The organism is Streptomyces sp. NPDC031274 (assembly GCF_055570235.1).
The window spans coordinates 395,995-420,718 of the sequence record NZ_JBVIHP010000002.1; the positions used below are offsets into that span (position 1 = coordinate 395,995).

Consider the following 24,724-nt stretch of genomic DNA (forward strand, 5'->3'; position numbering starts at 1 on the left):
TGACATTTTCGGCAGGCGCAGATTTCGCCGGGCGCAGAGTTGATGTCGGAGTATGAGTATCTCCGCGTTCTTGGTGGCCTCCGATCGTGCCAGCAGCGCAATCCATCCCAGGACTTTCAGGAAGGTCAGGTACAGCAGTCGCAGAGCCATGTCTCAGGATTTCGCCCTGCCTCGACTTGACCGCAAGGCCAGGTCAGCAGGTGGAGCCGAGTTTTGAGCACCCACACGTTGAGCTCGGGCGCTACTGCCCGTCCTGAAGGATTAGTCGTTCCTCGCAGGGGATCCGTCGATCAGGTCGAGCAAGCGGCGCGGTTCGTCGGCGCCTCCCAAATGGGCTATCGCGTCGCGGTAGAGGAGGGTGTCGGCGTAGACACCCAAGGCGCTGTCGTTCCGGGCCTCGTTCGTCCAGTGGTCGACCATCCGCCACAAATCGCTTCGTCCCAGCTCCGACAAGCGGTCATTGATCACCGACCACATCGGGCCGCGCGCCATCGGATCCTCGAAGACGGCGTGGACCGCTGATGTCCACTGGGGAATCTGCTCGGCGGGGATGACGACGGCGATGTCGGCCAGCGCGCTCCGGTACAGGATGTCGGACTCCCAGGCGAGCCCTTGCGCCAGCTCGAACGCCCTCTCGTACGCGCCCAGTGTCGCGTAGCAGCCGGCGAGGGCCGCTTCGAACGACTTGCGTGTGGTTCTCGAGCGGATGCGGTCCTTGATGTCCAGCAGCGCGTTCAGCTCGGTGAGATCCAGTAACGGTGTCAGGGGCTGGAGGCGGTACGCCCAGTCGTCGATGCGCTGATGTTCGTCGTCACCCCACATGCCGTAGTGGGTGCGCTCGACGCCGTCGAGGAAGCCGCCGTCGAAGAGCAATTCCTTGACCACGGGTCGGGCGCGAGGTGACAGCAGTCGGGCGAAGAAAGGCGCCCAGGAACCCGTGCCGCGGATCAGCCACGGACACCCTTCGGGGAAGCCGTCATCGTGTGGCGAGTCTTCCGAGCTCAGAGTCTCTTGCTGCAGCTCGCGCAGGACTGTCAGTACTTCGCCGACGATCGTGTCGTAACCGCTCCCCGGCGGTAGATGTGTACCGCTCGCCAACAGAGTGAGGCGCGTCCACGGGTCCGTGAATCCTTCCGCCAGTTCCAGAAGGGCTGGTACGCCCGCGTCTGTCACGGCCCGGGCCATCTGATAGGCGCGGTCGAGCAAGTTCTGTGGTGTGCGCACCCCTTTGTCCTCGTCCGGATCCTGCGACAGTTCTGGCCGGACCGGGCAGCGTCGCACTCCGCTGGCGTACACAGGTACGACTCCGGGCCAGCCGATCTCCTTCTCCCACCAGACCTCTGCGTACCTGGCCCGGCCGTTCGGCTGGCGGTCGGGTTCGGGTAGGTAGCGTTTCAGGAGCCGACGCAACTCATCGGGCAGGTGCTGGGAATCGGTCTGTTCGTAGACGAGGTCCAGGGCACGAGCCGCCTCCTGTCGGCCGAAGGAGGCCAGTTGGGCCAGGACGTACCGGCGCGGAGGGTAACTCTCACGGCGCTCGGGATCGGGGGCGGTGAGCGTGAGCGCCCGTTCGGTCTCATCCGGCTTCAGCAGGGGGGCGATGCCCGCGATCCAGCCGTCGTTCGGATCGAGGGCCCCTGTCTCGATGAGGTCCAGAATGCGGCCGATGTAACCGGCGGCCGCGAACGCGGGGGAGTAGATGAACATGATGTCCCAGGTCTGGGCGCCGAAGGGCCAGCGCTCACGGGAGAAGCGATCCAGCGTCGCGAAGACCTCGTCCGCCCGCTTCCTCCGCTCCTCTCCCTCCAAGGCGGGAAGTAGCTGGATGAGCGCTCGGGTCCGCTCGGCCTCGCTCATGCGGTTCGACACCTGCTCGGCCGCCCATGGCGCGTAGCGTGAGGGTACGACGCTCATCAGCCCGTCGTAGTGCATCTCGGCCAGCACCTGGCCATGCTGTGCGAAGTCGGCCCCTTGTTCGTTTCCGGTGGACAGCGCCAGCCTGAGTGCCTGCTGCTGCACCCTGTCCCCGAGCCACCGGGCGGCCGCCACGTACGCCTCGCCGTTCAGTCCGCCGGCAGGGGGTCGCCGGCTGGCTTTGGCGAAGGGTACGGTGCCATCGTTCCGCCGGTCGAGTATTGCGGCCAGTGTCTGGCCCGGCCCGTAGGGGCCACCGGGCTGATCGGAGTACGCGTCGAGAACGGCCTTGCTGTAGGTGGCTCTGACCCACTCCGGGAGATTGTCGTACGACGTGGGTGGCCATAGTCGCTCGGCCTGCTGCCGAGTGACATGGCGCGTCAGGTGACAGGCAGGGTAATCGAGGCCGTCCCTGTGGTGGATCTCCCGCAAGGCGGCGGAGAAAGCGGTACAGGCAAGTGGCTCGGGAAGCAGCGGAATCAGTTCGGCCAGCGTCCAGACGCGGACGAAGGCGCGGGCCGGGTGCTCCGTAGGTGCGGGCGTCAGCGCGCCGGGCGCGTGTGGGTCCACCGGCGGAGGCGGCGGCCCGGGGATGTGCTCGGCCAGCCAATCGGCCGCCGACACGGCTTCCAGTGAATGCCCGAGTTCCAATGCGCGACGTGCGTACGCGGCCGTGGCTTCGGCGAGTTCTTGCCGATCCTCCCGGTCCAGGCGCTCCAGCAGGCGACGCAGGCGCGGCAGATCCTTTTCCTTCGTGGAGGGAGCCATGTGCGCGATGCCCGTCACGCAGGCGTAGCGCCGCAGTTCCCGAAAACCCTCCAGATACGTCAGGGCCCGGCCCGGCCGCCAGAGGTCGTGTCGCACGAGTTGGGCGGCGAGCTCCGGCGTCATCTCGTCGGAGAGGGCTGTACGTTCGCCTGCCAGGGCGGCGGCGCACATGACCTGCTCGGGGAGGCGAGGCAGACTCCGGCCCGCTGAGAACGCCTCGTTGTCGACGCCGCGGGCGGCTGCGGATACCCGCGCCACGTCCCGGCGGTAGCCGTCGATGTCGTCGGCGGTTCCCTCCCGTACCTGCCGCCACCGTGGATGTACGAGCCGCATGGCATCGGTGAAGTACTCGGGTGCGTCGTCCCTGTGCGGCTCGGTGTCGGGCTCCGGTTCGGGTATCAGATGCTCGGCGAGGTGCCGGGTCAGGTAGCCGGGTACACGCGCGGGCGCGAGGTCGCCCGACCAGAGGGCGTCGAGAGTCTGGCGGCCCCAGCCGGTGTATGCGCCCCGGTACTCGTCCAGCTCCTCGGTGTACCGCAGTTGTCGTGTCCGCAGATGGGCCAGCAGGGGGTGGGCGAGAGCGACGGACGCTTCCTCGGAGCCGGGCAGGGTGAAGCGGTCGAGAAGGGTCAACGCTGCCGTCAGCCGATCCCCGCTCACCTTCCTGTCGAGCACCCTGCCGGCCAGCAGCCGCAGTTCCCCCAGCGATACCGGCCCGTGAGCGAGAGCCAGGACGCTGAACAGGCACCTCGCATCGTCGACGAGGCCGGGTTCCTTGTGGTCCCAGAGCCGGTTCTGCTCCCGCCACCAGCGGTCCAGGAATCCCTCAAGTCCCGGGCGGGTGTGGCGCAGTTGCGAGATCCACTGTTCCAGGTCCTGGCCCGGCAGCCGTCGCAGATCCTGGAGATACAGGGCTGTGGTCACCGGATCTCCCCGGGTGAGCCGCAGAAGGTGGGGTGCGGCGGACGCGAGGACCTCGGCGCTCACCCCGTCACGGTCGGAGACGGCCTGCCGCAGTAGTTCGGTGACCGCGTCGTCTCCCAGTTCAGCCAGCAGGATCGAAGCGCCGTCGGGACGGACATCGAGAACGTTGAACCAGTCCTCGGCGGAGGGCAGCCCGCGGGTGCGGCGTGCGGAGAGCAGGATGCGGACGTGGTCGCCGGGCTGGTGTGGCAGGAGCAGCGGGTATGGCTGGTCGGACAGCCAGCCGTTGACCTCGTCCAGTGCGTCGATCACCACCAGCAGGGTCGTTCCGTGGGGAGCGGGGCGGGAAAGGAGTCCGGCCAGGGCGTCCCGCGGACTCTCGGTGGGATTGTGAACGTACCCGTGCACCCGGGCTATCCGGTGCACCAGAGCCTGGAGCACCGAGTGGGCTCCAGCCGTCTCGTAACGCAGGCTGAACGGGAAGAATACGGTGTGCAGCGCCGGGTCCAGTCGCTGGGCGACACTCTCGGCCCACCGGGTGAGCAGGGTGCTCTTCCCCGTGCCAGCGCTGCCGATGACCAAGTGGTAGGCGGAGGCGTCCGGGTCCGCGAGCCAGGAGTCCAGGGCTGTGAGTTCGGCTTGCCGTCCGGCGAACGGGAGCTTGCCATCAGGGCCGTTGAGGTGGGTGTCGAAGAAGTTGATGACGAGATTGCGACCAGGGGTGCCCGTTTCCCCGGCCAGCGCTTCAAGTGCCTCTACGGGATCGAGGGAGCGTGCCAGTTGGGGCCAGCAGCCGATGATGTCCGCCGTGGGGCATGCGTAGACGGTGCCGCCCACTGCGTGCTCGGAGTCGGCCTCGTCCGGCTGCATCCAGCGGATGATGCCGACAGCCACCTGGCCGGCGAGGGTGTCGGCGAGGACCGGCGCCCCGCTGAAGCCCCTGGGGCGCAGTCCGAAACCGACCTCCGCGGAGAAGAGCTGCATGGCCGGTCGGCCGTCCTGGATCGCCGTACGCTCGACGGCCACCTTGGCCGGCATGGTCTGCGGTGCGGTCGTCGACGGATTGTGCAGGGCCCAGCCGAGGGCCTCCACACGTGCCCCTTTCTGTGCGTTCGCCGCACTCCCGAGCGGCAGCGGGTGCCAGTCGTCGGGCAGCGGGTCCTCCGGGGCCAGGCCGAGAAGAGCTATGTCGAGGAAAGGATCGTGACTGTTGTACTTCACGCCAGTCAGGACAGTGTCCGCTCCCAGCCGTACGCAGAACTGCTCTCGGAGGAGTGCCCCGTTGTTGTCAGTGAGGCAGTGCCAGCAGGTGAGCAAGGTGTGTGAGTCGACGGCGAAGGCTGTGCCGCACGGGCCTTGGGCCCCTATGAGTTGGCCGACGGCCGGCAGGCTCATGGCTGATTGGTGTCACGGGACCAGGTGAGCGATACCTGGAAGGTGGCGCCGCTGGATACCTTCGAGATCAGCACACCGCTCTCCGCCTCCAGGCTCAGCGAGAACTGCAGGACCACCTCGCCGAGTGCCCAGTCGGAGGCCGGATCGGCGGTCAGGTGTTCCTCCAGCGAGGTGCGAAGGCGCTCGGCTACGGACCCGATGGATGTGCCCAGTTCACTGGCGCGATCCTGAAAGCGCTGGATCAGTGGGCCCGAGGTCAGGTTCCCGGCTTGCTGTGCGCCGGGGCGTACCTCGACCTGGATCTCTCCCAAGCTCTGGACCACTTTGTTGTCGGCCGGTGACGCAGCGGCCTTGACGTCCGTCATGGTTCCCCCCCCGGACCGTCCCGAATGCGCGCGTTTCGGGAACGCCATCCATCCTCCAGCGCAATCGACCCGATGACAACGGATGGGGGCCTTCGCCTGGACGGAAGGCTGTACCGCCGGCCCTGGCTGCGGACTGGTGGCTCTTCCAGGCTGGAGGCCTGGAAGGGGGGTGTCGGGCATGTATCTGTGCAACTCGCTCGGTCAGCCGCGGTCATCCGCGCGGAACCTGGTACTGATCTCCGGCGGGCCCGGGCTTTTCGAAGCCGGAGATCGTACGCATGACCTGGGGTGGGCCAACTATGTGACGCCCCCCGGCATGTTCGCCCAGCGGCACTGTGCGTGCCGATAATTACGTCCATGCAGGTCAGGGAGCGTGTCGGTACTCGTGGAGTACGCCGCCGAGGCGATCGTGTCGGCGAACGCGAAGATGCTCGATCTGTGGTGGGTTGAGCGGTTCCGGCACAACTCGGAGAGGGGCGGCGGCCTGCAGTGTGCGGTGGGTGCGGTGATGGTTGTAATGCTGTTCGTACTCGCGGAGCGCTCGCCGCAGGTGGGATTCGTTCCAGAGCAGAGCGCGGTCGAGGACTTCACGGCGCAGGCTGCGAGCCCACCGTTCCATGATTGAGTTCATGCGTGGCGTGCGGACGGCGGTGAGTACGGTGCGGATTCCGGCCTGAGAAAGGATCTCGTCGATGACGACGGGGTATTTCGCGTCGCGGTCGCGGATCATGAACTTGATGGCGGTGAGCTGTCCGGCGTCTTCGAGATCCATGACCAGGTTCTTGATCGCCTGGGCGACCCAGGCGTGGGTGGGGTGCGCGGTGGTGCCGAGTACACGGAGGCCTCGGCGGGCATGGTGGATGGCGGCGAGGATGTACTGACGCTGCCCGGTGAGGGTGATGGTCTCGATGAAGTCCATCGCGAGTATGGCTTCGGCCTGGGAGCGCAGGAATGTGGCCCAGGTGACGTTCGAGCGCTGGGACGCAGGATCGATGCCTTCGGCCTTGAGGATTTCCCAGACGGTGGAGGGCGCCAGTTTGACGCCGGGGAGCGCGAGTTCGCCGTGGATACGCCGGTAGCCCCAGTTCGGGTTCTCCTCGGCGAGGCGGAGTATGAGGCGGCGGACGGAAGCGACCGTACGGGGGCGGCCGGGGCGCGGGTTGCGGCTGAGATGGACGTGACGGCTATTCATGAAGTCACGGTGCCAGCGCAGGACAGTGTCCGGGGAGACGATGAGCCGTAGCCGGCGCAGGGCAGTTCGTGGCAACGGGGTGCGGAGAGCGGCCAGGAACGCGGTCGGCCTTCTGGAATCCGGGGCGTTGGTTGCCGAGTCGGCGTTGCAGGACGGTGAGTTGGTGACGCAGCGCGAGGATCTCGACGTCCTTGTCGTGGTCGCTCATCGGGATCAGCCGCAGGGCGGTGAAGGTGTGGGAGACGGCGATGCAGGCCAGGCGTACGAGCATGGGCAGTGATCATTGCCGACCGCTGTCGTCGGCGCGATAGCAGGGCTGAACTGCACCGACGTAATATTCGGCACCCACAGGATCAGTAGAGCGGCGAGGAACGCCCGGTCCGCGGGGGTGAACTTGATTCGGTCCGTGCCGAGTTGTCGCTCCAGGACGGTGATCTGGTGGCGCAGGGCGAGGATCTCCGTGTCCTTGTCGCGGTCGCTCATCGGTAGCAATCGGAGCGCGGCGAACAGGTTGGTGACGGTCAGGTAGGCGAGACGAAGCAACACGAAATCATCCTGCCGCACCGTCGCAGACGCTCCTGGTCTGCATGGATGACATTCTCGGCAGGCGCAGTCTTCCGGTCGCGGTCGACGTCGGGGCGGATGGCGTCGGCGCCGAGATCCTCGGCGGCCCGGAGGGCCGCCGCGCGCCAGGCGGCGTAGTCCGGCGCCCCCTCCGGGCCGGCCGCAGATGGACGCCGATCCGGACCGGCGGGGCCGGGTCGTGTCAGGCGACCTTCGTCGCGCTCAGGATGCCATGTACGACGAAGGTGCCCGGCAGGAGCTTGGCGGGATCCTGGGCGACCGTCTTCGTGACCTCGAAGCCGCACTCTTCCAGCCAGCTCCGGTAGGCCGACATCTTCTGGGGCCCGCCCTGGCCCATGGTGCAGCCGAGGAAGAAGGCGGGGAAGAAGTCGATGTCGACGGCGCTGGACTCCCGTGGGGCCTCGGGGTAAACCGGCACCAGGATGTTGACCTGACCGCCGACCTCCAACGAACGGTTCACCCCCTTCAATATCTTGAACACCTCCGCCTTGTCGAACATGTCCAGGAAGTGCTTGATCTGTACGACGTCGAAGCCCTTGGGGACGCTGGCGAAGACGTCACCTCCGATGAAGGAGCAATGCTCTTCCACACCGTGGGTCTTGAAGTTCTCCAGGCACTCCGCTTCCTTCTCGGGGAGGTCGAAAGTGGTCACGTGGAGGCCGGGCGCGATTTTCGAGCGGTAGGTCAGGACCGCCCCCAGGCCGGTGTTGCCGGCGAGGTCGAGCACCCGCGCGCCCGAGGGCATGTCGATGTTGTCGAAGAACCAGGGGTCGATGTGCGCGGTGACGTTGTCCATGAGTGTCGCCCAGGACTCGCGCAGGTCCTTGTGCTCGGCCACGGCCTCGTACAAGTTGCCGTCGAACCCGTAGAGCTCCTTGAGCCCGACGAGCGAGCCGGTCCGGACGCTGTCGCTGAGGTAGTACACCTGCCGGAGCATGACCACCTTGATCATGTTCATGAGGGTGTAGACGCGCTGGAGGTCGCCCTCGGGTACTTCTGCGAGCCGGTCCAGGGTGTAGCCGCCAGAGCTGTCGTCGTACCTGACCAAGCCCTCCTTGACCGGCAGGAGCAGGAGCTGTTCGACGGCATCCGGCGTGGCACCGATGGTGTCGGCGACCTGGGCCGCGGTCAGGCCGGGGTTCTCCCGGAGCGCGGAGATGAGGCCGAGTTCGTGCAGGCTCACCATATTCATGAACCTCGCGGGCCCTGCCATGTATTCGGTGAATCGTGCGAGCGTGGATTCTGCGGTCATTGCACCGGTCCCTTCGGGCTATGGCTTGTCTGGAGCATTCCGTTACAACACGTCACCGGCTTCGAGACCAGGGCGGGGGCATACACCAACGAATGGGTCGGAGGGACTTCCCTCGCTCACTGACTGCTCCTCGGTCCTGGCGGTCCGGTCCGGTGGAAATTCCGGCCGGTGGAAATCCTGAATTCGATGGTGCGGCCCGGCGTTGGAGCGGTGCTTGAACTCGGCTAAAACGCAAGTCCCGACTTCCCGGTCTTGGGCTAAAACGGGGTGCGGAAGGTTGTGACCCGCGCCTTCGTAGGGGACGTGGGGCGCTGCCGGGCCGCGCCGGGGGTCGTTGTCTGGAAGGTCAGTCCCAGCTTCCGGACGACGACCCTGCGTTCGGCTTCACATGCGCCGTGATCAGAGGCGGACGGCGGGCTGCTGCGGTGCTGCGCCCCGGTCCACCTCCTCAAACAGGGCGGCAGCCTCCTGGGCGGTCTTGCGGGCCCAGCTTCCGGTGCTGATCAGTGCCAGGGCCACGATGCCGATGCCAAGGCCGAGCAGCAGCCACCACACGCCGTGCTCCGCGTGGGTGTACGTGCTCCCGCCGTTCGCCACTGACGTTCCGACGATCGTTCCGGCGATCGCGACGCCCAGGGTGGTGCCGGTCTGCCGACCTGCCGAGGCCAGCGAGGTGGCCACACCGGCCATCGAGCGGGGCATACCGGAGATCGCCGTGTTGGTGATGGGCGGGTTGAGGGTGCCCTGGAAGACGCCGAAGAGCAGGTAGATCGCGAGCACGGCAGGCAGGGGAGTGGCCGGGCCCAGCATGAGCGACACGGCGCCACCCGCAGCCAGCGCGGTCCCGGAGACCAGCAACGGCACGCGAGGGCCATGGGCGCCTACGAACCGGCCGGTGCGCGGCGAGAGGAGCACGATCAGGGCCCCGATCGGGAGCAGGCACAGGCCGGCTCGCAATGCCGACATGCCGCGCACCTCTTGGAGGTAGAGGGTGGTCACGAACAGGAACGAGCCGAAGGCGCACAGGCCGAAGAAGGCCATGAGGATCGCCGAGCTGAACGGCATGCTGCGGAACAGCCGCAGCTCCAGCAGCGGGTCGGCGCGGCGTGGCTCGTAGGCGATGATGCCCAGCGTGGCGATGACGACGACGGCGAGCAGGGCGAGGATGATCGGCGAGCCCCAGCCCTGCTCGTGGGAGTCGATGACGGCGTAGACGAGGGCGCCCAGTACGACGGTCACCAACAACTGGCCCACCGGGTCGATCCGTCGTGCCCGGGGGGCGCGAGACTCGGGTACGTACAGCGCGGTGAACACCAACGCGACGGCCACAATCGGCACGTTGATCCAGAAGATCGAGCGCCAGTTGAAGGCGTCGACCAGGGCGCCGCCGAGGATCGGGCCGAGCGCCAGGGACAGGCCGGACATCGAGCCGAACACACCGATTGCCCTGGCCCGCTCCTTTGGATCAGGGAACGTGGTGGCGATGATGGCCATCGCCACCGGGTTGAGCATCGTGCCGCCGACGGCCTGCACCGCGCGGGCCGCGATCAGCCAGCCGATGCTTGGCGCCAGGCCGCACAACAGCGAGCCGACACCGAAAATGGCCAGGCCGACCAGGAAGATGCGTTTGCGGCCGATCCGGTCTGCGGTTGACCCGGAGAGCAGGAGGAAGCTCGCCAGTACCAGGGTGTACGCGTCGACAGTCCACTGGAGGCTGGACACCGAGGCGTCCAGATCGGTGCGGATGGCCGGCAGCGCGACGTTGACGATAGAGATGTCCATGACCACGACGATCATGCTGGCGCAGCAGATCGTGAGCACTAGGAGTCGATGCCGTCGGCTGAGCTCTGGCATGGGGGTCCCATCCAATCGGAGTGCTATTGATGAACGCGAGCGACGCTTCCTCAAAGCGCATCGCTGGCAGGCGAATCGGGTGGAAACGGCACCGGAGGAGCACCGACGCGCCCCGGGCGGTGACCTGCTGGAGGGTTTGCAGAACCACGGTGGGTCGGTGCCTCACAGCGCGCCGCCCCTCGCCGCACCCGTCTGCGCTGAACTGGCTCGCGCTTGGGTTGCGTTGAAGGACTCATGACGGCGACGCTACAATTTCGAGCGCGCTCGAAATCAAGTTGCAGTCGAGATCCGCGCGCCCCCCGGTCGGTCGGCGCCGCTACCAGCCGCTATCACCAGATGGATCTGATCTGGATCCCTGTCCGCACTCGGCTGCAGGCCACCGGCAGGCCCTCTCTTGTCCCCTCGCACGCGCCCGTATGCCGCCCCCGGAACGAGGCCTCGTCGGCGCACGGGTTAGCTGCGCTTGAGCTGCGCTCTAATGCTGGCCCGCACCATGGGAGACAAACGACGCGATACGCGCTTTCGTCCGCGCCGGCATTGCATGATCTGTCGCCGACCTTCACCGGGCCGGCGTCGCGATGCGCCCGTCGGTTACGGGTGGAGGGCGGAGGCACGTTTCGGCGCGCACCTGCCGCCGAAGGAATCGTGGTGCCGGCAGCCGGCGCTTCCTGGAAGGGGAATCACCCCCACCGCGGAACCGGCGGCGCAACAGCAGGTCGTGAAGCGTTCGACCACCGACTCACCTACGCCGATGAGGTAATCGTGCAACTATCGAAACCATTTGTGCTGGAGTCGTCGCAGGCTCGGCCGGATACCGCCAGCCCGGAGGACGCCGGCGGTACCGCGTTCGACACTGCCTTCAAACTCGTGGCCAGTGACACCGACGGCCGGTTCAGCCTCCTTGAGTGGCACCTCGCTCCGTGGCAGTCTGGACCCGGCCTGCACGCGCACAACTTCGACGAAGCGTTCTACATCTTGCAGGGCAAGGTGGAGTTCCAGATCGGCGACGAGCGCTTCACCCTTGGCCCGCGCCAGTTGGCCTGGATGCCGCGCAATACCCCGCACTCCTTCGCCAACGCAGGTGCCGAGCCCGTCGCAGGACTGACCGTGTCCACCCCTGGCGGCCTGGAGAACATTTTCAACGCGGAGTCGAGCGACCCCGATGTCCCCCGCCCGGATTTCTGGTTTGAGGTAGAGCATCTCGGCCCCCCGATCCGCTCCGACAAGGCACCCCGATAGCTCAGTGCGGGGATCGTTCCCGTCATAGGCCCTGCGCTGTCACCTGTTGGCGAGGGGAGTGGGAACCCACAGCTGGTCGGCGTCGCCGGCGGCGAGCCTGCCCCGGTAGACGTCGATCTTGTGGTCGACGGTCTTGAGATTGTCCTGCAACTCGGCGATCTGGGCGGCCACGTTGGCGTGGTGCGACTCCAGGAGCGCGAGTCGCTCCTGCTCGTTGCCGGGGCCTGCGGTGACGAGCTCGGCGTAGCGCCGGATGGTCCTGATGGGCATGCCAGTGGCCCGCAGCTTTGTGCAGACCGTAATCCAGTGGAGGTCGGGCTGGTGGTAACGCCGTCGTCCGCCCGAGGTGCGGTCGATGGCGGAGACGACCAGGCCCACGCGTTCGTAATAGCGCAGGGTGTGCACGCTGACGCCGGTGCGGCGAGCGGCCTCCCCGATCGCCAGACCGGCTTCGGGCACAGGTTCCGCCTTGACTTCGAGCATGGTCTAGATCGTAGCGTCGTCGACATGGCAGCATCAACCCCTTCTGGGCCCGCGACTGTGCCTCAACTGAGCTGCACACCAAGGCTGTTGGTGCTCACGGTGTGCTGCGCCAGGTCTGCGGAGGACGGACGGTCGATGCCTACGCCATGGTCCTGGCCAGCTTTCCGCGGGCGTCCGATGCCGCGTCCGCTCACGTCCGGCCCGCGAGGGGCATACGAAGTGCGGCCACCCCCGGCCTCGCGGGCCGGCGGTGGCCGGTGAGCGTCGATCTCAGACCGTCAGGGACGTCATGCGCTGCGGGCAACGGCTCGCTGACGCTGCTCCGACGCGGCGTCGAGCACCATGTCCCGGTAGCTGTCCACGATGGCCATGTACTCCTTGCTTTCCTGCTCAGGGACCCCGCAGAAACTCAGCGTGGCTGCGATCTCCAGTGCCACCACGTCCCAGTCGCGTTCGGTCGCGACCATGTTGGCGTGGGCCGCCCACATGTCCTTGCCCGGGTAGACCTTGGGGCCGCCCGTTTCCTCGACCGACCATGCGGTGACCATGAACTTGAATCCCGCGCGGCTCACCTTGTCGTGCATCTTCACCACATCAGCGTTCTGATTGGCCGATACGTTGTCGAAGAGCCGCTCCACAAGGACGTCCATCACACGGGCGATTCCGTTGGCGCCCCCGAGGCGCTCGTAGAGGGAGGCGGCCGGTGCCGAGTTCGTCATGATGCTTCTCCTTACAGTGTCCATGTTCCGCGTGCTCCCGGAGCCGTGGTTGGCATCCCCGATGCGTTCGTTGACCAGGCGGAGCAGCTCGCCGAGCGTGCCCACTTCGGCGACGTGCTCGTCGGGTATGACCACGCCGTGGTCCACCTTGAGCTTGGCCGTTGTTTCGATGAGTGCCAGCGAGTCGTAGCCGAGGTCGTCGAGCGAGGCGCTGGCGATCTCGCCGCGCCTCGCGGTGGTCTCCTCACCGCCGGCGCAGGAGACGAGGATGCCGAGCAGTTCATCGATGGTCATCAGCTTGGTCATGGTTGGCTCCCGTTCTGGGTGGGACGGATGACTGTGGCGGCGTTGAACCCCCAGCGGCCCCGGGCCAGGATCAGAGCGGTCTTCACCCGTGCCGAGCGAGGTTCCGCGATGACGAGGTCGAGGCCGTAGTCGTCCGGCACCGACGTGGTCCCGAAGGTCGGGGGGATCACGCTGTGCTGGATGCTCATGAGGGCCGCGACGACGTCGAGGGCGCCGCCGCCGGAGAAGAGGCGGCCGGTGAGGGATTTGGGGGCGGTGACCGGGACGCCGCGGATGCCGAAGAGTTCCCGCAGCGCCTGTGCCTCGGCGCGGTCGAGGGAGGGCAGGCCCGCCGCGTCGGCGAACACCACGTCCACCGCGTCCGGACCGATGCCCGCGTCGTCCAGAGCGAGCCGCGCGGCACGCCCCAGGCCCGGCGGGCGTCCGGAGCCGGGGGCCGGGTCGAAGGTGGCCGCGTACCCGGCGATCTCCCCGTAGTGGCGGGCCCCTCGTGCGTGAGCCGCCGCGGCGTCCTCCAGAACACAGATCGCGCCCCCCTCGCCGGGCACGTATCCGGCCGCGCGGCGGTCAAAGGGCCGGTACGCCGTGGCCGCGTCCGGGTCGGTGCTGACCCGCCCGCCCGCCAGGTGGGATGCCCAGCCCCACGGGTCGAGGGCGGAGTCGACCCCGCCGCAGACCACGAGCGGCGGGCCGGTCCGGACGGCCCGCCGGGCCTGCCCCAACGCGTCAAGGCCACCCGCTTGTTCGGTGACCAGCGCGATGGAGGCTCCGCGCATGCCGTGCCGGATGGAGATCTGGCCGGTGTTCACCGCGTAGAACCAGGCGAACGACTCGTACACGCTGACGTGCTCAGGACCTCGGCTCCACAGCTTCTTGAACTCACGGTGGGTGAAGTCAAATCCGCCCGAGGCGTTCGCCGTGACGACACCCATGTCGTAATCGGGCATAGCGGAGGTGTCCACCCCGGCATCCTCGATGGCGTTCTGGGCGGCGATCAAGGCGAGACGGGTGGACACGTCGGTCTGTGAGAGCAGCCTGCTGGGCAAGTGGTGTGCCGGATCAAGGCCGTTCACGAGACCGGCAAGGCGCGCCGGATAGCGTGAGGTGTCGAAGCGGTCCAACTCGGCGATGCCGCTGCGGCCGGCCAGGGTGGCCGCCCAGAACTCCTTGACGCCCACGCCGTTCGGTGCGACCACGCCCAGGCCGGTGATCACGTTCATGGGGCCTCCTGGTTCGGCCGGGTCAGGACCATCGCACTCTGGAAGCCGCCGAAGCCGCTGCCGACCGTGAGGACGGTGTCGGTGCGGTGCTCGCGGGCCGTGATCGGTACGTAGTCCAGGTCGCACTGTGGATCGCTCACGTGCAGGTTCGCCGTTGGTGGCACGGCGTGGTGCGCCATGGCAAGGAGCGAGGCGGCGATCTCGATCGAGCCGACGGCGCCGAGCGAGTGCCCCACCATCGACTTGATGGAACTGATCGGCGTCTTGTACGCGTACGCGCCGAGGCTCCGCTTGAACGCCGCGGTCTCATGCCGGTCGTTCTGCTTGGTTCCCGAACCGTGCGCGTTGATGTAGTCCACCTCGGAGCCGGGCATCCGCGCCTGATCGAGCGCCGCCCGTATCGCCTCTGCCATCTCCCGACCGTCGGCCTTGAGACCGGTCATGTGGTAGGCGTTGCAGCGGGTGGCGAAGCCGCCGACCTCGGCGTAGACATGCGCGCCCCGCCGCCGGGCGGCTTCCAGTTCCTCCAGCACGAAGACGGCCGCGCCCTCGGCGAGCACGAAGCCGTTACGGGTGCCGTCGAACGGTTTCGACGCGTGGGCGGGGTCGTCGTTGTAGGTGGTGGTGGCCTTGATCGCGTCGAAGCAGGCGACCACGATCGGGGTGATAGGGGTGTCGGTGGCCCCCGCGATCATGACGTCGGCGCTGCCCTCGCGTATCAGCGAGACGGCGTGCCCGACGGAGTCGAGCCCGGACGTGCAGCCGTCCGAGACCATCGTGACCGGCCCCTCCGCACCGAACTCCCAGGCGATCTCGGCCGGCATGATGCTGGGGACCATGTGGTCGAACATGTGTGGTGACAGGTGGTCGGGCGACATTTCCCAGGCCCTGCCCGAGTCGGACAGCACCAGGTACTCCTGCTCCAGACTGGTCGCTGCCGCCACCGCACTGCCCAGGCTCACGCCCATGCGGTACGGCGACATCGCACCCAGCTCGATCCCGCTGTCGGCCACCGCCTCACGGGCGGCCACGACCGCGAGCTGTGTGGCCCGGTCCATTCGCCGCACCTGACGGGGGGTGAGGCCCTCCGCCGCCGGGTCGAAATCCACTTCCGCCGCGACCTGCGACCGGTACGGCGAAGGATCGAAGAAGGAGATGCGCCGGGTTGCCGTACGGCCGGAGGAAAGCAGCTCCCAGAACATGTCCTTTCCCCGTGAACCAGGTGCCCGCACTCCCATTCCGGTGATGGCGACGCGACGATTCATAAGGCCCCACCGGGCATGCTTGTGCCATTCATTTCCGTGGCCTCCGCGCTGTGATGAATTTCCGGACGGTTTTCTTGCTCGTGTGAATGTAAGGTTCGCGGCTCAACAAGCGTGATGCTCGCGGCTCAAGCGCCGCTCAATTGTCGGCGTACACCTGAAGTCCAGTCCGCGGTGACCGAGTCCAGGTTCAGGTGTTTTCCGTCGCGCCGCCTTGTTAGTGAGAATCGAGGCCTCCTCTAACGAACGGCTCCATCCTGTGACATCTGCGGCAGCGGCCCCCTTTCGTCACGTGCGGCACAAAGGATTCTGCCCCGTGCATGGTGGGGCCCGCCCTCGTCGCCGATGCCCGCTTTCTCCGGAAAGAACTGAGCGGCCGAAGAGGAATAGTGAATGCCCATGATCAGGAGTACACCGCCCACCGCCGACGGCGGCGCTTTGCCCGTCACTGCGCTGCGTGACCTGTCACTGGCCTCCGCTGCGCCGGCGGCGCTGCGTGTCGCCGTTCGGATTGGCGTCGCCGACGCGCTCGGCGACGCCCCCGTCCCGGTCGGTGAGCTCGCGCGGACGCTCGAGGTCGACGCCGCGGTCCTGCTGCGCCTCCTGCGCAATCTGCGGTGCTACGGCGTCTTCGACGAGACGACCGGCGGCGTCGTGCACACGGAGACCTCCCGGCTCCTGCGTGAGGACCACCCGCAGCGGCTGAAGTACTGGGTCCAATGGGTCACGGAGCCGTGGGTGTGGGAGCTCTGGCCCGACCTTGAAGCGGCGGTGCGTACCGGACGCGGCCATTTCGAGGAGAGGTACGGCGAGGAGTTCTTCGTCCATCTGCACAAGAAGTGGCAGGACTCGACCGAGGTCTTCAACAAGTCGCAGACAGAGCTGTCCACGCTGACCTCCGCGGCCGTCGCCGAGTCCCTCGACCTGAGTGATGTCAAGACGTTCGCCGATGTCGGCGGCGGGCGCGGATACACCCTCGCGACCATCCTGGAGGCCAATCCGCACCTGCACGGCACGCTGGTCGACCTGCCCGCCGCGATCACCGACCCCGATCCGCGACTGCGGCCCGACGGCACGCTCGCCGGACGCTCCCGGGTGGTCGCCGGCAACTGTTTGCAGGACATCCCGGTCGAGGCGGACGTCTACCAGTTCAAGAGCATCCTGGAGTGGGACGACGACAGGAGCGTGACCGCGCTGCGCAACGCCGGGCGGGCCGGGCGGCCCGGTAGCCGCGTCCTCATCGTCACGAACCTTATCGACGACAGCCCCGAGGTCCGCTACGCCACCGGCATCGATCTCCTCTTCCTGCTCAACACCAACGGCAGGAGGCACACCAAGCAGGGCGTGGCCGCACTCGTCGAGCGGGCCGGCCTGAGGCTGGAAGGCATTGCCCCGGTGGGGCAGCTCCTGCACGTGGTTGAGACGTCCATCCCCGAATGAGCATCGAGGTTCTACGATGACGACCGACATCGCCCGGCCGAACGCCACGGCAGAGCATGCCGCCAACGAGGCCTTCGCCGAGCTGCTGTTCTCCCCGCAAGGCCTGGCGGACCCCTTCTCGCGGTACCGCCGGCTGCGGGAAGCCGCGCCCGTCCACCACAGCGCCATGGGAACCTGGGTGCTCACCCGCTACGACGACGTCGACGAGTTCCTGCGCAACAAGCTGGTGAACAAGGACATCCATACCTTCATGGCAGGCCGCTTCAGCGGCGACTGGGAACAGCACCAGGCGCTACGCAAGCTCGCCGCCAACATGCTGTGGACGAACCCTGTGGGTGCCCGTAACTCGGCCGCCCTATGCGACCTGGTTGTATTCGTGGATCACGCCGCCGAGTAGATCTCGACGGATGACCTTGCCGTCTGGGTCGACCGGGTCGGGGAGTGGTCGCAGGGGTGCTGCTTGGTGGAGGGCGCGGTGGGGGCGGTGGGTGTTGAAGTGCGTCTCGTATGCGGCCAGTACGGTGCGCAGGTGTCGTTCGTTGACGATCAGTGTGCGGTCGAGGAGTTCGCGGCGGCATCCGCCGATCCAGCGTTCGATGTACGCGTTGGCCTGCGGGGCCCGGACAGGAGTGAGCAGTACCTGGATGGCCTGGGATGCGAAGACGGCGTCGACGGAGTCGGTGAACTTCGCATCTCGGTCCCGGATCAGGAATCTGAATCGGTCAGCGCGCTCGTCCAATGCCATGAGGAGGCCACGCGCCTGCTGGACTGCCCAGTTGCCGGTCGGGTGGGCGGTGACGCCCATCAGGTGCACCCGACGGGTGGAGATCTCCATAACCACCATGCAGTACAGGCGCCGCAGTAACACAGTGTCGACGTGGAAGAAGTCCACGGCGAGAATCCCGGAGGCCTGACTGCGCAGGAACTGTGCCCAGGTCAGGCCCGAGCGTTGTGGGGCCGGATCGATCCCGGCCCTCTTCAGGATTGCCCATACTGTCGAAGCGCCGACTGGTCGGCATAGGCCGGTCAGCTCGCCCGTGATTCTGCGGTATCCCCAGTGCGGGTTCTCCGTGGCCATCCTCAGCACCAGCTCCCGTACGGTGGGCGGGGTCGGTGGTCGGCCGGGACGTCGGCGTTTGCAGGTCCAGCGGCGCCTGACCAGGTCGGCGTGCCAGCGCAGCAGCGTGCCCGGAGTGATGAACAGGTGCTCTCGCAAGTTCTTGGGCAGCAGCCGGACCAGCGCCGCCATCACTGCCCGGTCTGCCCATGAGAGTCGTGGCCGGCCAACCTGACGGCGGAGCACGGTGAGCTGGTGCCGGAGTATGAGCATCTCTGTGTTTTTGGAAGTCTCTGATTGCGCAAGCAACGCAAGCCAGCCCAAGATCTTGAGGAAGGCCAGGTACAGCAGTCGCAAAGCCATGCCCCAGGATGTCGTCATGCTCGGCCTCGACCGCAAGACCCAGGTCAGCAGGGGTAGCCGAGTTTCGGGCACCCACACGGTCAGGTAGGCGAGACGAAGTAGCACGAGTGCTTATCCTGCCGCATTATCGAGGACGCTCCTGAGCTGCATGGATGACATTTTCGGCAGGCGCAGACTTCCTCCCGCGGCCCGTCCACCCGCACTCGGGCAGCTGTCTCCCGCTCCTCCAACATCCCCAGCACCGACGCCATCGCTCACCCCTCGCTCATGAAGCGGAAACAAGACGCCGGATGCCTCCCTCATCCCAAGCTAAAACACGCCTGGCCAGCAGGAATCAAGCGATCAAGTTCGGTTGAGATACGGCCTCCTAGGGTCCCGCTCTGCCTGGCCTTGACCGCAAAACCAGGTCAGCAGGTACGGCCGAGTTTCGGGCACCCACACGGTCTCTTCGGCCGGCAGGCACGGGTGTGGGCGCCGTTTGATCAGGTCACGGTGCCAGCGCAGCACGGCGTCGGACCGGCAGCAATGGACGCCGCGTCGACTTCATCGGCGGCCACTCCACTATCACCGACACCGCCGAATAGTGGGAACACGCCATCGAGCCGGTGATCGAGTGGTTCCGTGGGCGTGCGACTGGTGTGGCGACCTGCCATTCAGGACGCCTGAACTCTGCCAGCCAAGGTGCGCCGTGCTACAGCGGAATACTCCCGTCGGCTCACCTCAAGGAAGGTGGCCGTCGCATCCCGGAACTGCTGTTCCCAACGAGCGTCCCGGGCCGTGAAGTTGCGCCAATCGGTTCCCCAGTTCAGCACATTGCGCAGTTCAACGAGGTGCTGTTCGGACAGGGCACGGGCCTCTGACAACATCCCTTCCAGCTCCGACCGAACGTCGAACCTTGCCCACTCGTCCATCTCGTCCCACCCCTCCAGTAACTCGCATGATCTAAATGCGCACCAGTGGCGGAGGACGCTGCAAGTCTCGGCATTTCCGTCACAATCACCGTCGAGGCCCGGACACCAGTGCTCCTCCAACGCGGAAAGCGCCGAGCGCACGACAGCCCTGCACAGTGCAGGGCGTTCCATCTGTTTAGCGCGCTGAAATAGCTCCGCACCAGCAGCTGCTGTGGTGGGAGAGCACCAAAATCGCACCGCGTCAGACGCCGTGCGCACCGTGGTGAAGGCGTCATCCAGTGCAGCTGCACGTGCCTCTGCTTCAGTCGACGGCAGTTTTCTGACCACTTCTGCGAACGCATGAGATGACGTCGCCAGTTCGTGGCACGCAGCCTCAGCCCGCGCGCCACGATCCACAGCGGTCTGTGCCCTCAACGCCTGGCGTGCAGCGCGCTCACCACGGACCGCGATGTATACGAGCACCGGAAACGATGCATACGTGGCGATGCTTCCCAGTAGCGCGCCTAGCCCTCCCAAATCCACACCGATCATCTTGCCGCACAGGAACCGCTGGGAAGCGAGGATCCCGCGAACGCCCCCGTCGCTCTGTCCAGTACTGCCTTCACCTGGGCGCCCCAGGAGGGCAACGTCCCGAGCCGGACGAGGAATCCTCGCGATTCGGGCGCAGTGTCAGTGCGCGGATTGAGCCGACGGTGGGTAGTCGTGGTCGTCCGGCCGGTCTGCGAGTGTTCGCGAAGTGCGAGTGTGTTGTCACGGTCAGGTAGGCGAGACGCGGAGAGCACAGCGAACTCTCCTGTGGCTGGAAATGATTGTGCGAGCGTCTCATGACATTGCCTGGAGCCCAGTGACCATGGATCCTGAAAGGCTTGTCACGGTGGCAGGCGTTTGGGGGATGTGATGGCCCGCCTGTCAGTACGTGATGGCAGCGATCCCAAAGCCGTCCGCGACACTCGTGTATTGATCGACTGTCTGCAGGAGCTGGTGCGGGGCGCTGTCTCCAGGACCATCCGGAACTGTGCCAAGTACCCGGAAACAGTGTGGCTCGCAGATGCCCCAGACGGGCTTGTGCGTCGCGCTGCGGACGCTGACCCCCGCATCATGACCGTCAAGCACCGTCCGCCCAAAGCAGCACCGCGACTGCCGGCGATACTGCACGGCAGGGTGTCCGCTGAAGCCGCAGCTACGGTCGGCCCGCAGCCTCCCGAACTGGTCGAAGATACGCCGAATGATCGCGAACCGGTCGGCATCCAGGTTGACCGGGGCGATGACCAGCCAGCGTTGGAGAGCGGCAGCTCCGAAGAACAAAGGGCATATGAGACCTGGGCCGGCAAATGGATGCGATGGTCGCAGGAAGAAATTGCTGCGGAGTCGCAGCGGCGACTGCACCAGCAGTTGTACCGGATGGCCAAGAAGGTCCAGCAGGACAGCGACACTTTTGAAGTCGTCCTGGCTATAGGTCTCCTGCAACTCGGGGCCGAGCGTCCCTCGGCCCGAGTCCGCAGGCACATCCTGACAATACCGGTGACCCTCACCGTTGATCCTGCATCGATCAACGTGACCGTTTCGCTGGTGCCGGACCACCCCGGTCGACTCGAGGACACGGACTTCCTCAGCGAGTCCGACGGCTACACGTCGGAGCTACTGGAGGTCGTACGCTCCGCCGTCGAGGACGTCCCCTTCCACCCGCTGTCGGACAGGGCGGCACAAGCCGTACGGTCGTGGGCGCAGCGCGCCTTCGGAGTCGACCAGGCACTCCCGTTCGACCCAACCGGGCACCACCCCGATCTCACCACCGAACCCCAGGCGCGATCACTGCATCACGCGCCCGCACTCATCCTGCGCGAACACGGCCAACGCTCCGTTCTCGGCTTCTACGAGAGCATCGCCCGAGCGCTGAAACGTCCCGGAGCGCAGGCTCCTTTGGGCTTGGCGCAACTGCTGTATGACCTCGAACCGGCGCACAGGACGGCCTGGGGAAGCAGGACTGGCACAGTGCCGCCGGCGCTGGGACCAGATCCGCTGTTCCCGATGGTCACCAACGCGGCCCAGCGTGATGTCCTCGACCGGCTCCAGCGTGACACCAGCGTCGTGGTCCAGGGCCCACCAGGTACCGGAAAGACACACACCATCAGCAATCTGATCGCCGCTCTCCTCGCCGACGGCAAGCGTGTCCTGGTCACCAGCGCGAAAAGCCAGGCTCTGAACGTGCTGCGAGACCAGCTTCCGTCCAAGCTGCGCAGCATGTGCGTGATCCAGAGCGACCAGTGGCAGGGCGGGAACTCCGATTTGAGCCAATCGCTGGGAGCCTTGGCGCACTTGAACGCGACAACGAACCTCGATCGACTCCAACAACGAATTGAGGATCATCAGACCCAGCGACACCAACTCCTTGCAGAGCAGGCCAAGCTCCGCGATCAGCTGCGGCAGGTACGGGAAGTCGAGTGGTACGAGCACTCCGAGATCGCACCGGGCTACCGGGGGCGGCTCGACGACATCGTGCAGGCAGTGGAGCGCGGCACAGCCGAATGCCAGTGGCTGCCACCCCTGGCCGCCCAGCCTGCGCCGGCCCCGCCCTTGACCACGGACGAAGCTCAGCGCCTGTGGCTGCTCGTCACCAAGCACGGCCCAGGAATTCTCGAAGCCCACATCCAGTACTGCCCGGACCCGGATTCTCTTCCGGAGCCAACGGAAGTCGCCCAAATCATCACGGAACTTGAGACCGCCGAACAAGACCTCGGCCCAGAGACCGCCATGCCCCTGGCGCAGCAGCTGGCGGACCGTGGTGACGTGGTACTCACAATCCTGGAAGCGCTGATCGACCAAGCTCAGCAGCCCCTGCAGAGCGTAGGACTGTCCGCGGATCCCGCGTCGTGGCAGGCGGACACTTGGTCGACCCGCGCTCTGCTGGACGGCATCGCCCGGCGGTGGCAACAGCTGTGGGACAGCATCCGAAATGCCTCAAAGCGCGCGCAGCAGACCCATGACGAGATAGCCGCCGCTTCCTTCCTGGAGGTGGAGATCCCGCGCGTCTCCGATAGCGAGGAGAAGGAACTCCTCGTTGCAGGACGCAATCTGGAGCAGCACGTCCTGCGCAACGGAAAACTAAACACACGATGGCCCCGGCCGGCTGTCGTCAAGCAAGCCCGCTTCCTCCTCGAACAGTGCCGCGTGGAAGGTATGGCGCCGACCGGCCGAGAACACATCATCGCGGTAGTACGTCAGCTTGACATGCGCGCTCATGCCCGCACCCTGCGCGGCCGGTGGGCCGGGGTCGGATCGGCCGTCGAACGCGACACCTCTGAGCTGATGATGTCCGAACTCCTTGACAGGGCCGTTGTCCTGCAGGCAATCGACACCTGCGTGGAGGTCATCGGCCAGGTCCACGCAACACTGTTGGCCAACGGAATCCAGGCGCCGGTCACCACCGCTGAACAGTGGCGTGACGTCCGCCAGGCGACGCTCCAGGCCCGCCAACTCATGCACATCAGGACCACAGCACAGCGTTTCGAAGAGATCCTGGCAAGCCTTCCGCGACCTCAACCGCACGGTGTCGAGGAACTCCAGCGCGCGGCGGACGCAGCTGCAGCCCGTGATGTGCAGACCTACGCGCTTGCGGTGGATGCGCTGGCAGCGGCCTACCAGCGTGAGGCCGACCGGCGCGAGACCGGAAAACTCTTCCAGCGCCTTGCCGAGGCCCACCCCGAACTCGCCCAGGACTTCACAGACGAGCCCCTCGCATCGCACTGGCGCTCGCGGTTCGCCGTCCTGCCCCAGGCCTGGGCATGGCGGCAGGCCCAGGAATTCCTCAACACACACCTGCTCCCGGGGCGCGAAGAGCAGCTCGAAGGCGATGTGGCCCAGCTCGAAGCGCGGCTGCACGACCTCGTGGAGAAGCTGGTCTGCGACCGCGCAGCACATCATTGCGTCAGCCGAATGACCACCAAACACAAACAAGCCCTGGCCGCCTACGCCAGCGCCGTAGCCAACGCAGGCCAGGGGACCACCGAGTACGGCAAACGCCATCAACGACACGCGCGATCCGCCATGCAGACAGCTCAAGGCGCGGTGCCGGCGTGGATCATGCCGCTGAACCAAGTGGCGGAGACGATCAGCCCCGAACCGGATTCCTTCGACGTCGTCATCGTCGATGAAGCAAGCCAAGTGGGCCTCGATGGCCTGCTGTTGCTCTGGCTTGCGCCGCGCATCATCGTCGTCGGAGATGACCGGCAGTGTGCTCCGTTCTACAGCGGCAGTAAGCACGACCGGATCACGCAGATCTTTGACGAGCGCATGGCCGCCCTGGAACCCTGGCAGCGCGAAGGGTTCGACCCCAAGTCCAACCTGTACGAACTGCTGCAGTCCCGCTTCACCGAAGTGATCCGCCTCACTGAGCACTTCCGGTGCATGCCGGAGATCATCAATTGGTCCTCGACGCAGTTCTATCCAGACAACCAGCTGGTCCTGCTGCGGCAACACGGCTCAGACCGCCTTCCGCCGCTGAAGGTCGTCCACGTACCCGAAGGCCACTGCGAAGGGCGCCGGGCCAAGCTCATCAACCGACCGGAGGCGGAGGCCGTCGTCAACGAACTGCTCCGCCTCACACAGGACCCCGCCTACGCCGACCGCAGCATGGGGGTGATCATCCTGCGCCACGGTGACCAGACACGACTGGTACAGAACCTGGTCGACCAGCGCATCGATGTGGCGGCCCGCGAACGCCACAACATCCTGATCGGCACCCCCGAGCAGTTCCAGGGAGACCAGCGCGACGTCATCCTCCTGTCCATGGTCGTCGACGGCGCCAACGCCATCGCCGCGACCGGCCGGCACCACGAACGGCGCTTCAACGTGGCCGCGAGCCGCGCCCGCGACCAGATGTGGCTCTTCCATTCGCCGACAGTCGACCAGCTCAGCAGCAAAGACCTGCGGCGCTCGCTGCTCACTTACATGGTCAGCCCGCCACCGCCCTACACCTACTCCCACCAGCCCGCCAATGTCAGTGCGGACCGACGATGTGCGCCCTTCGACTCACTCTTCGAGCAGCGCGTCTTCCTGCGCATCAAGGAACGCGGCTACGACGTGGTGCCCCAATGGGAGGTCAACGGAAAGCGCATCGACCTCGTGGTCACCGGAGACCACGGACGCCTCGCAGTGGAATGCGACGGAAGCCCTTACCACTCCACCGCGCAGCAGATCCAGGACGACGCTGAGCGCGAGCGGGAGCTCCGCCGCGCCGGCTGGACGTTTTGGCGCGTACGCAGCAGTGCCTTCGCCCTCTCACCCGAGGAGGCCCTGGAACCTCTGTGGGAACGCCTGACTGAAATGGGCATCCATCCGCGCACTGTCCGAGAGGCATTCCCGGATGACGCGGTGACAGACCCGATCTGGACGCCTGTGGGCCTGGCCGAGGCCGAGCCCGACGAAGACGTGGACCCCTACGACGGCGAGCTGGACGAAGACAGCGAGGGAAACTGA

The 24,724-nt window shown here is 66.5% G+C and carries 17 protein-coding genes; 4 read left to right on the forward strand and 13 right to left on the reverse strand.

Annotated elements, in window-relative coordinates; genetic code table 11:
- Positions 1–261: 261 nt before the first annotated feature.
- The 7 genes from ACZ5CR_RS04690 to ACZ5CR_RS04720 all read right to left on the reverse strand — a co-directional run bounded on the left by ACZ5CR_RS04690 (position 262) and on the right by ACZ5CR_RS04720 (position 10,249).
- Positions 262–5,001: an AAA family ATPase gene (locus tag ACZ5CR_RS04690; RefSeq protein ID WP_468853515.1), complete on the reverse strand. Its 4,740-nt coding sequence runs from the start codon at positions 4,999–5,001 to the stop codon at positions 262–264.
- A complete protein-coding gene (locus tag ACZ5CR_RS04695) occupies positions 4,998–5,366 on the reverse strand; it encodes a CU044_2847 family protein (protein WP_468853517.1) in 369 nt (122 codons plus the stop codon). The genes ACZ5CR_RS04690 and ACZ5CR_RS04695 overlap by 4 nt, the downstream gene beginning before the upstream one ends.
- 364 nt (positions 5,367–5,730) lie before the next feature.
- Positions 5,731–6,558 (reverse strand): integrase core domain-containing protein, encoded by an 828-nt coding sequence (locus ACZ5CR_RS04700; protein WP_468853519.1) that lies wholly within the window; start codon positions 6,556–6,558, stop codon positions 5,731–5,733.
- Between the two features lie 4 nt (positions 6,559–6,562).
- On the reverse strand, positions 6,563–6,829 hold the full coding sequence (locus ACZ5CR_RS04705) for a hypothetical protein (RefSeq protein ID WP_468853521.1): 267 nt from the start codon (positions 6,827–6,829) through the stop codon (positions 6,563–6,565).
- Complete coding sequence (locus ACZ5CR_RS04710; protein ID WP_468853524.1) at positions 6,772–7,104, reverse strand: hypothetical protein; 333 nt, start codon at positions 7,102–7,104, stop codon at positions 6,772–6,774. The genes ACZ5CR_RS04705 and ACZ5CR_RS04710 overlap by 58 nt, the downstream gene beginning before the upstream one ends.
- 220 nt (positions 7,105–7,324) lie before the next feature.
- Positions 7,325–8,395 (reverse strand): methyltransferase, encoded by a 1,071-nt coding sequence (locus ACZ5CR_RS04715; RefSeq protein WP_468853526.1) that lies wholly within the window; start codon positions 8,393–8,395, stop codon positions 7,325–7,327.
- A gap of 399 nt (positions 8,396–8,794) precedes the next feature.
- Positions 8,795–10,249, reverse strand: coding sequence for an MFS transporter (locus tag ACZ5CR_RS04720; RefSeq protein ID WP_468853528.1), 1,455 nt, complete (start codon positions 10,247–10,249; stop codon positions 8,795–8,797).
- A gap of 645 nt (positions 10,250–10,894) precedes the next feature.
- Between ACZ5CR_RS04720 and ACZ5CR_RS04725 the strand changes: the two genes are divergently transcribed.
- The gene (locus ACZ5CR_RS04725; RefSeq protein WP_468853530.1) at positions 10,895–11,488 is read left to right on the forward strand and encodes a cupin domain-containing protein; all 594 of its coding nucleotides are present in this window, start codon (positions 10,895–10,897) and stop codon (positions 11,486–11,488) included.
- Between the two features lie 39 nt (positions 11,489–11,527).
- Here the strand turns inward: ACZ5CR_RS04725 and ACZ5CR_RS04730 are convergent, their stop codons facing one another.
- The 4 genes from ACZ5CR_RS04730 to ACZ5CR_RS04745 all read right to left on the reverse strand — a co-directional run bounded on the left by ACZ5CR_RS04730 (position 11,528) and on the right by ACZ5CR_RS04745 (position 15,481).
- Positions 11,528–11,971, reverse strand: a complete 444-nt coding sequence (locus tag ACZ5CR_RS04730; RefSeq protein WP_468853531.1) for a MerR family transcriptional regulator — start codon at positions 11,969–11,971, stop codon at positions 11,528–11,530.
- Between the two features lie 287 nt (positions 11,972–12,258).
- A complete protein-coding gene (locus ACZ5CR_RS04735) occupies positions 12,259–12,996 on the reverse strand; it encodes a phosphopantetheine-binding protein (protein ID WP_468853533.1) in 738 nt (245 codons plus the stop codon).
- Positions 12,993–14,216, reverse strand: a complete 1,224-nt coding sequence (locus ACZ5CR_RS04740) for a ketosynthase chain-length factor (protein WP_468853535.1) — start codon at positions 14,214–14,216, stop codon at positions 12,993–12,995. The genes ACZ5CR_RS04735 and ACZ5CR_RS04740 overlap by 4 nt, the downstream gene beginning before the upstream one ends.
- Positions 14,213–15,481, reverse strand: a complete 1,269-nt coding sequence (locus ACZ5CR_RS04745) for a beta-ketoacyl-[acyl-carrier-protein] synthase family protein (protein WP_468853536.1) — start codon at positions 15,479–15,481, stop codon at positions 14,213–14,215. Before ACZ5CR_RS04745 ends, ACZ5CR_RS04740 begins: the two co-directional genes overlap by 4 nt.
- A gap of 396 nt (positions 15,482–15,877) precedes the next feature.
- On the opposite strand from ACZ5CR_RS04745, the gene ACZ5CR_RS04750 reads away from it, so the two are divergent.
- A complete protein-coding gene (locus ACZ5CR_RS04750; protein WP_468853538.1) occupies positions 15,878–16,918 on the forward strand; it encodes a methyltransferase in 1,041 nt (346 codons plus the stop codon).
- A 16-nt stretch (positions 16,919–16,934) separates the two neighbouring features.
- Positions 16,935–17,315, forward strand: a complete 381-nt coding sequence (locus ACZ5CR_RS04755) for a hypothetical protein (protein WP_468853539.1) — start codon at positions 16,935–16,937, stop codon at positions 17,313–17,315.
- Here the strand turns inward: ACZ5CR_RS04755 and ACZ5CR_RS04760 are convergent.
- Both ACZ5CR_RS04760 and ACZ5CR_RS04765 read right to left on the reverse strand, forming a co-directional pair.
- Positions 17,274–18,338, reverse strand: coding sequence for an integrase core domain-containing protein (locus ACZ5CR_RS04760; protein WP_468853541.1), 1,065 nt, complete (start codon positions 18,336–18,338; stop codon positions 17,274–17,276). The two genes, ACZ5CR_RS04755 and ACZ5CR_RS04760, sit on opposite strands and share 42 nt — an antisense overlap.
- Before the next feature lie 653 nt (positions 18,339–18,991).
- Positions 18,992–19,780, reverse strand: coding sequence for a hypothetical protein (locus tag ACZ5CR_RS04765; protein ID WP_468853543.1), 789 nt, complete (start codon positions 19,778–19,780; stop codon positions 18,992–18,994).
- Positions 19,781–20,347: 567 nt separating this feature from the next.
- Here ACZ5CR_RS04765 and ACZ5CR_RS04770 point away from each other — a divergent pair.
- A complete protein-coding gene (locus ACZ5CR_RS04770) occupies positions 20,348–24,724 on the forward strand; it encodes an AAA domain-containing protein (protein ID WP_468853545.1) in 4,377 nt (1,458 codons plus the stop codon).

Bases quoted from the DNA above. Each gene is read 5' to 3' on its own strand.
- ACZ5CR_RS04690 (WP_468853515.1), bottom strand. From the start codon at position 5,001: ATGAGCCTGCCGGCCGTCGGCCAACTCATAGGGGCCCAAGGCCCGTGC.
- ACZ5CR_RS04695 (WP_468853517.1), bottom strand. From the start codon at position 5,366: ATGACGGACGTCAAGGCCGCTGCGTCACCGGCCGACAACAAAGTGGTC.
- ACZ5CR_RS04700 (WP_468853519.1), bottom strand. From the start codon at position 6,558: ATGAATAGCCGTCACGTCCATCTCAGCCGCAACCCGCGCCCCGGCCGC.
- ACZ5CR_RS04705 (WP_468853521.1), bottom strand. From the start codon at position 6,829: ATGCTCGTACGCCTGGCCTGCATCGCCGTCTCCCACACCTTCACCGCC.
- ACZ5CR_RS04715 (WP_468853526.1), bottom strand. From the start codon at position 8,395: ATGACCGCAGAATCCACGCTCGCACGATTCACCGAATACATGGCAGGG.
- ACZ5CR_RS04720 (WP_468853528.1), bottom strand. From the start codon at position 10,249: ATGCCAGAGCTCAGCCGACGGCATCGACTCCTAGTGCTCACGATCTGC.
- ACZ5CR_RS04730 (WP_468853531.1), bottom strand. From the start codon at position 11,971: ATGCTCGAAGTCAAGGCGGAACCTGTGCCCGAAGCCGGTCTGGCGATC.
- ACZ5CR_RS04735 (WP_468853533.1), bottom strand. From the start codon at position 12,996: ATGACCAAGCTGATGACCATCGATGAACTGCTCGGCATCCTCGTCTCC.
- ACZ5CR_RS04740 (WP_468853535.1), bottom strand. From the start codon at position 14,216: ATGAACGTGATCACCGGCCTGGGCGTGGTCGCACCGAACGGCGTGGGC.
- ACZ5CR_RS04745 (WP_468853536.1), bottom strand. From the start codon at position 15,481: ATGAATCGTCGCGTCGCCATCACCGGAATGGGAGTGCGGGCACCTGGT.
- ACZ5CR_RS04750 (WP_468853538.1), top strand. From the start codon at position 15,878: ATGATCAGGAGTACACCGCCCACCGCCGACGGCGGCGCTTTGCCCGTC.
- ACZ5CR_RS04755 (WP_468853539.1), top strand. From the start codon at position 16,935: ATGACGACCGACATCGCCCGGCCGAACGCCACGGCAGAGCATGCCGCC.
- ACZ5CR_RS04760 (WP_468853541.1), bottom strand. From the start codon at position 18,338: ATGGCTTTGCGACTGCTGTACCTGGCCTTCCTCAAGATCTTGGGCTGG.
- ACZ5CR_RS04765 (WP_468853543.1), bottom strand. From the start codon at position 19,780: ATGATCGGTGTGGATTTGGGAGGGCTAGGCGCGCTACTGGGAAGCATC.
- ACZ5CR_RS04770 (WP_468853545.1), top strand. From the start codon at position 20,348: ATGACCGTCAAGCACCGTCCGCCCAAAGCAGCACCGCGACTGCCGGCG.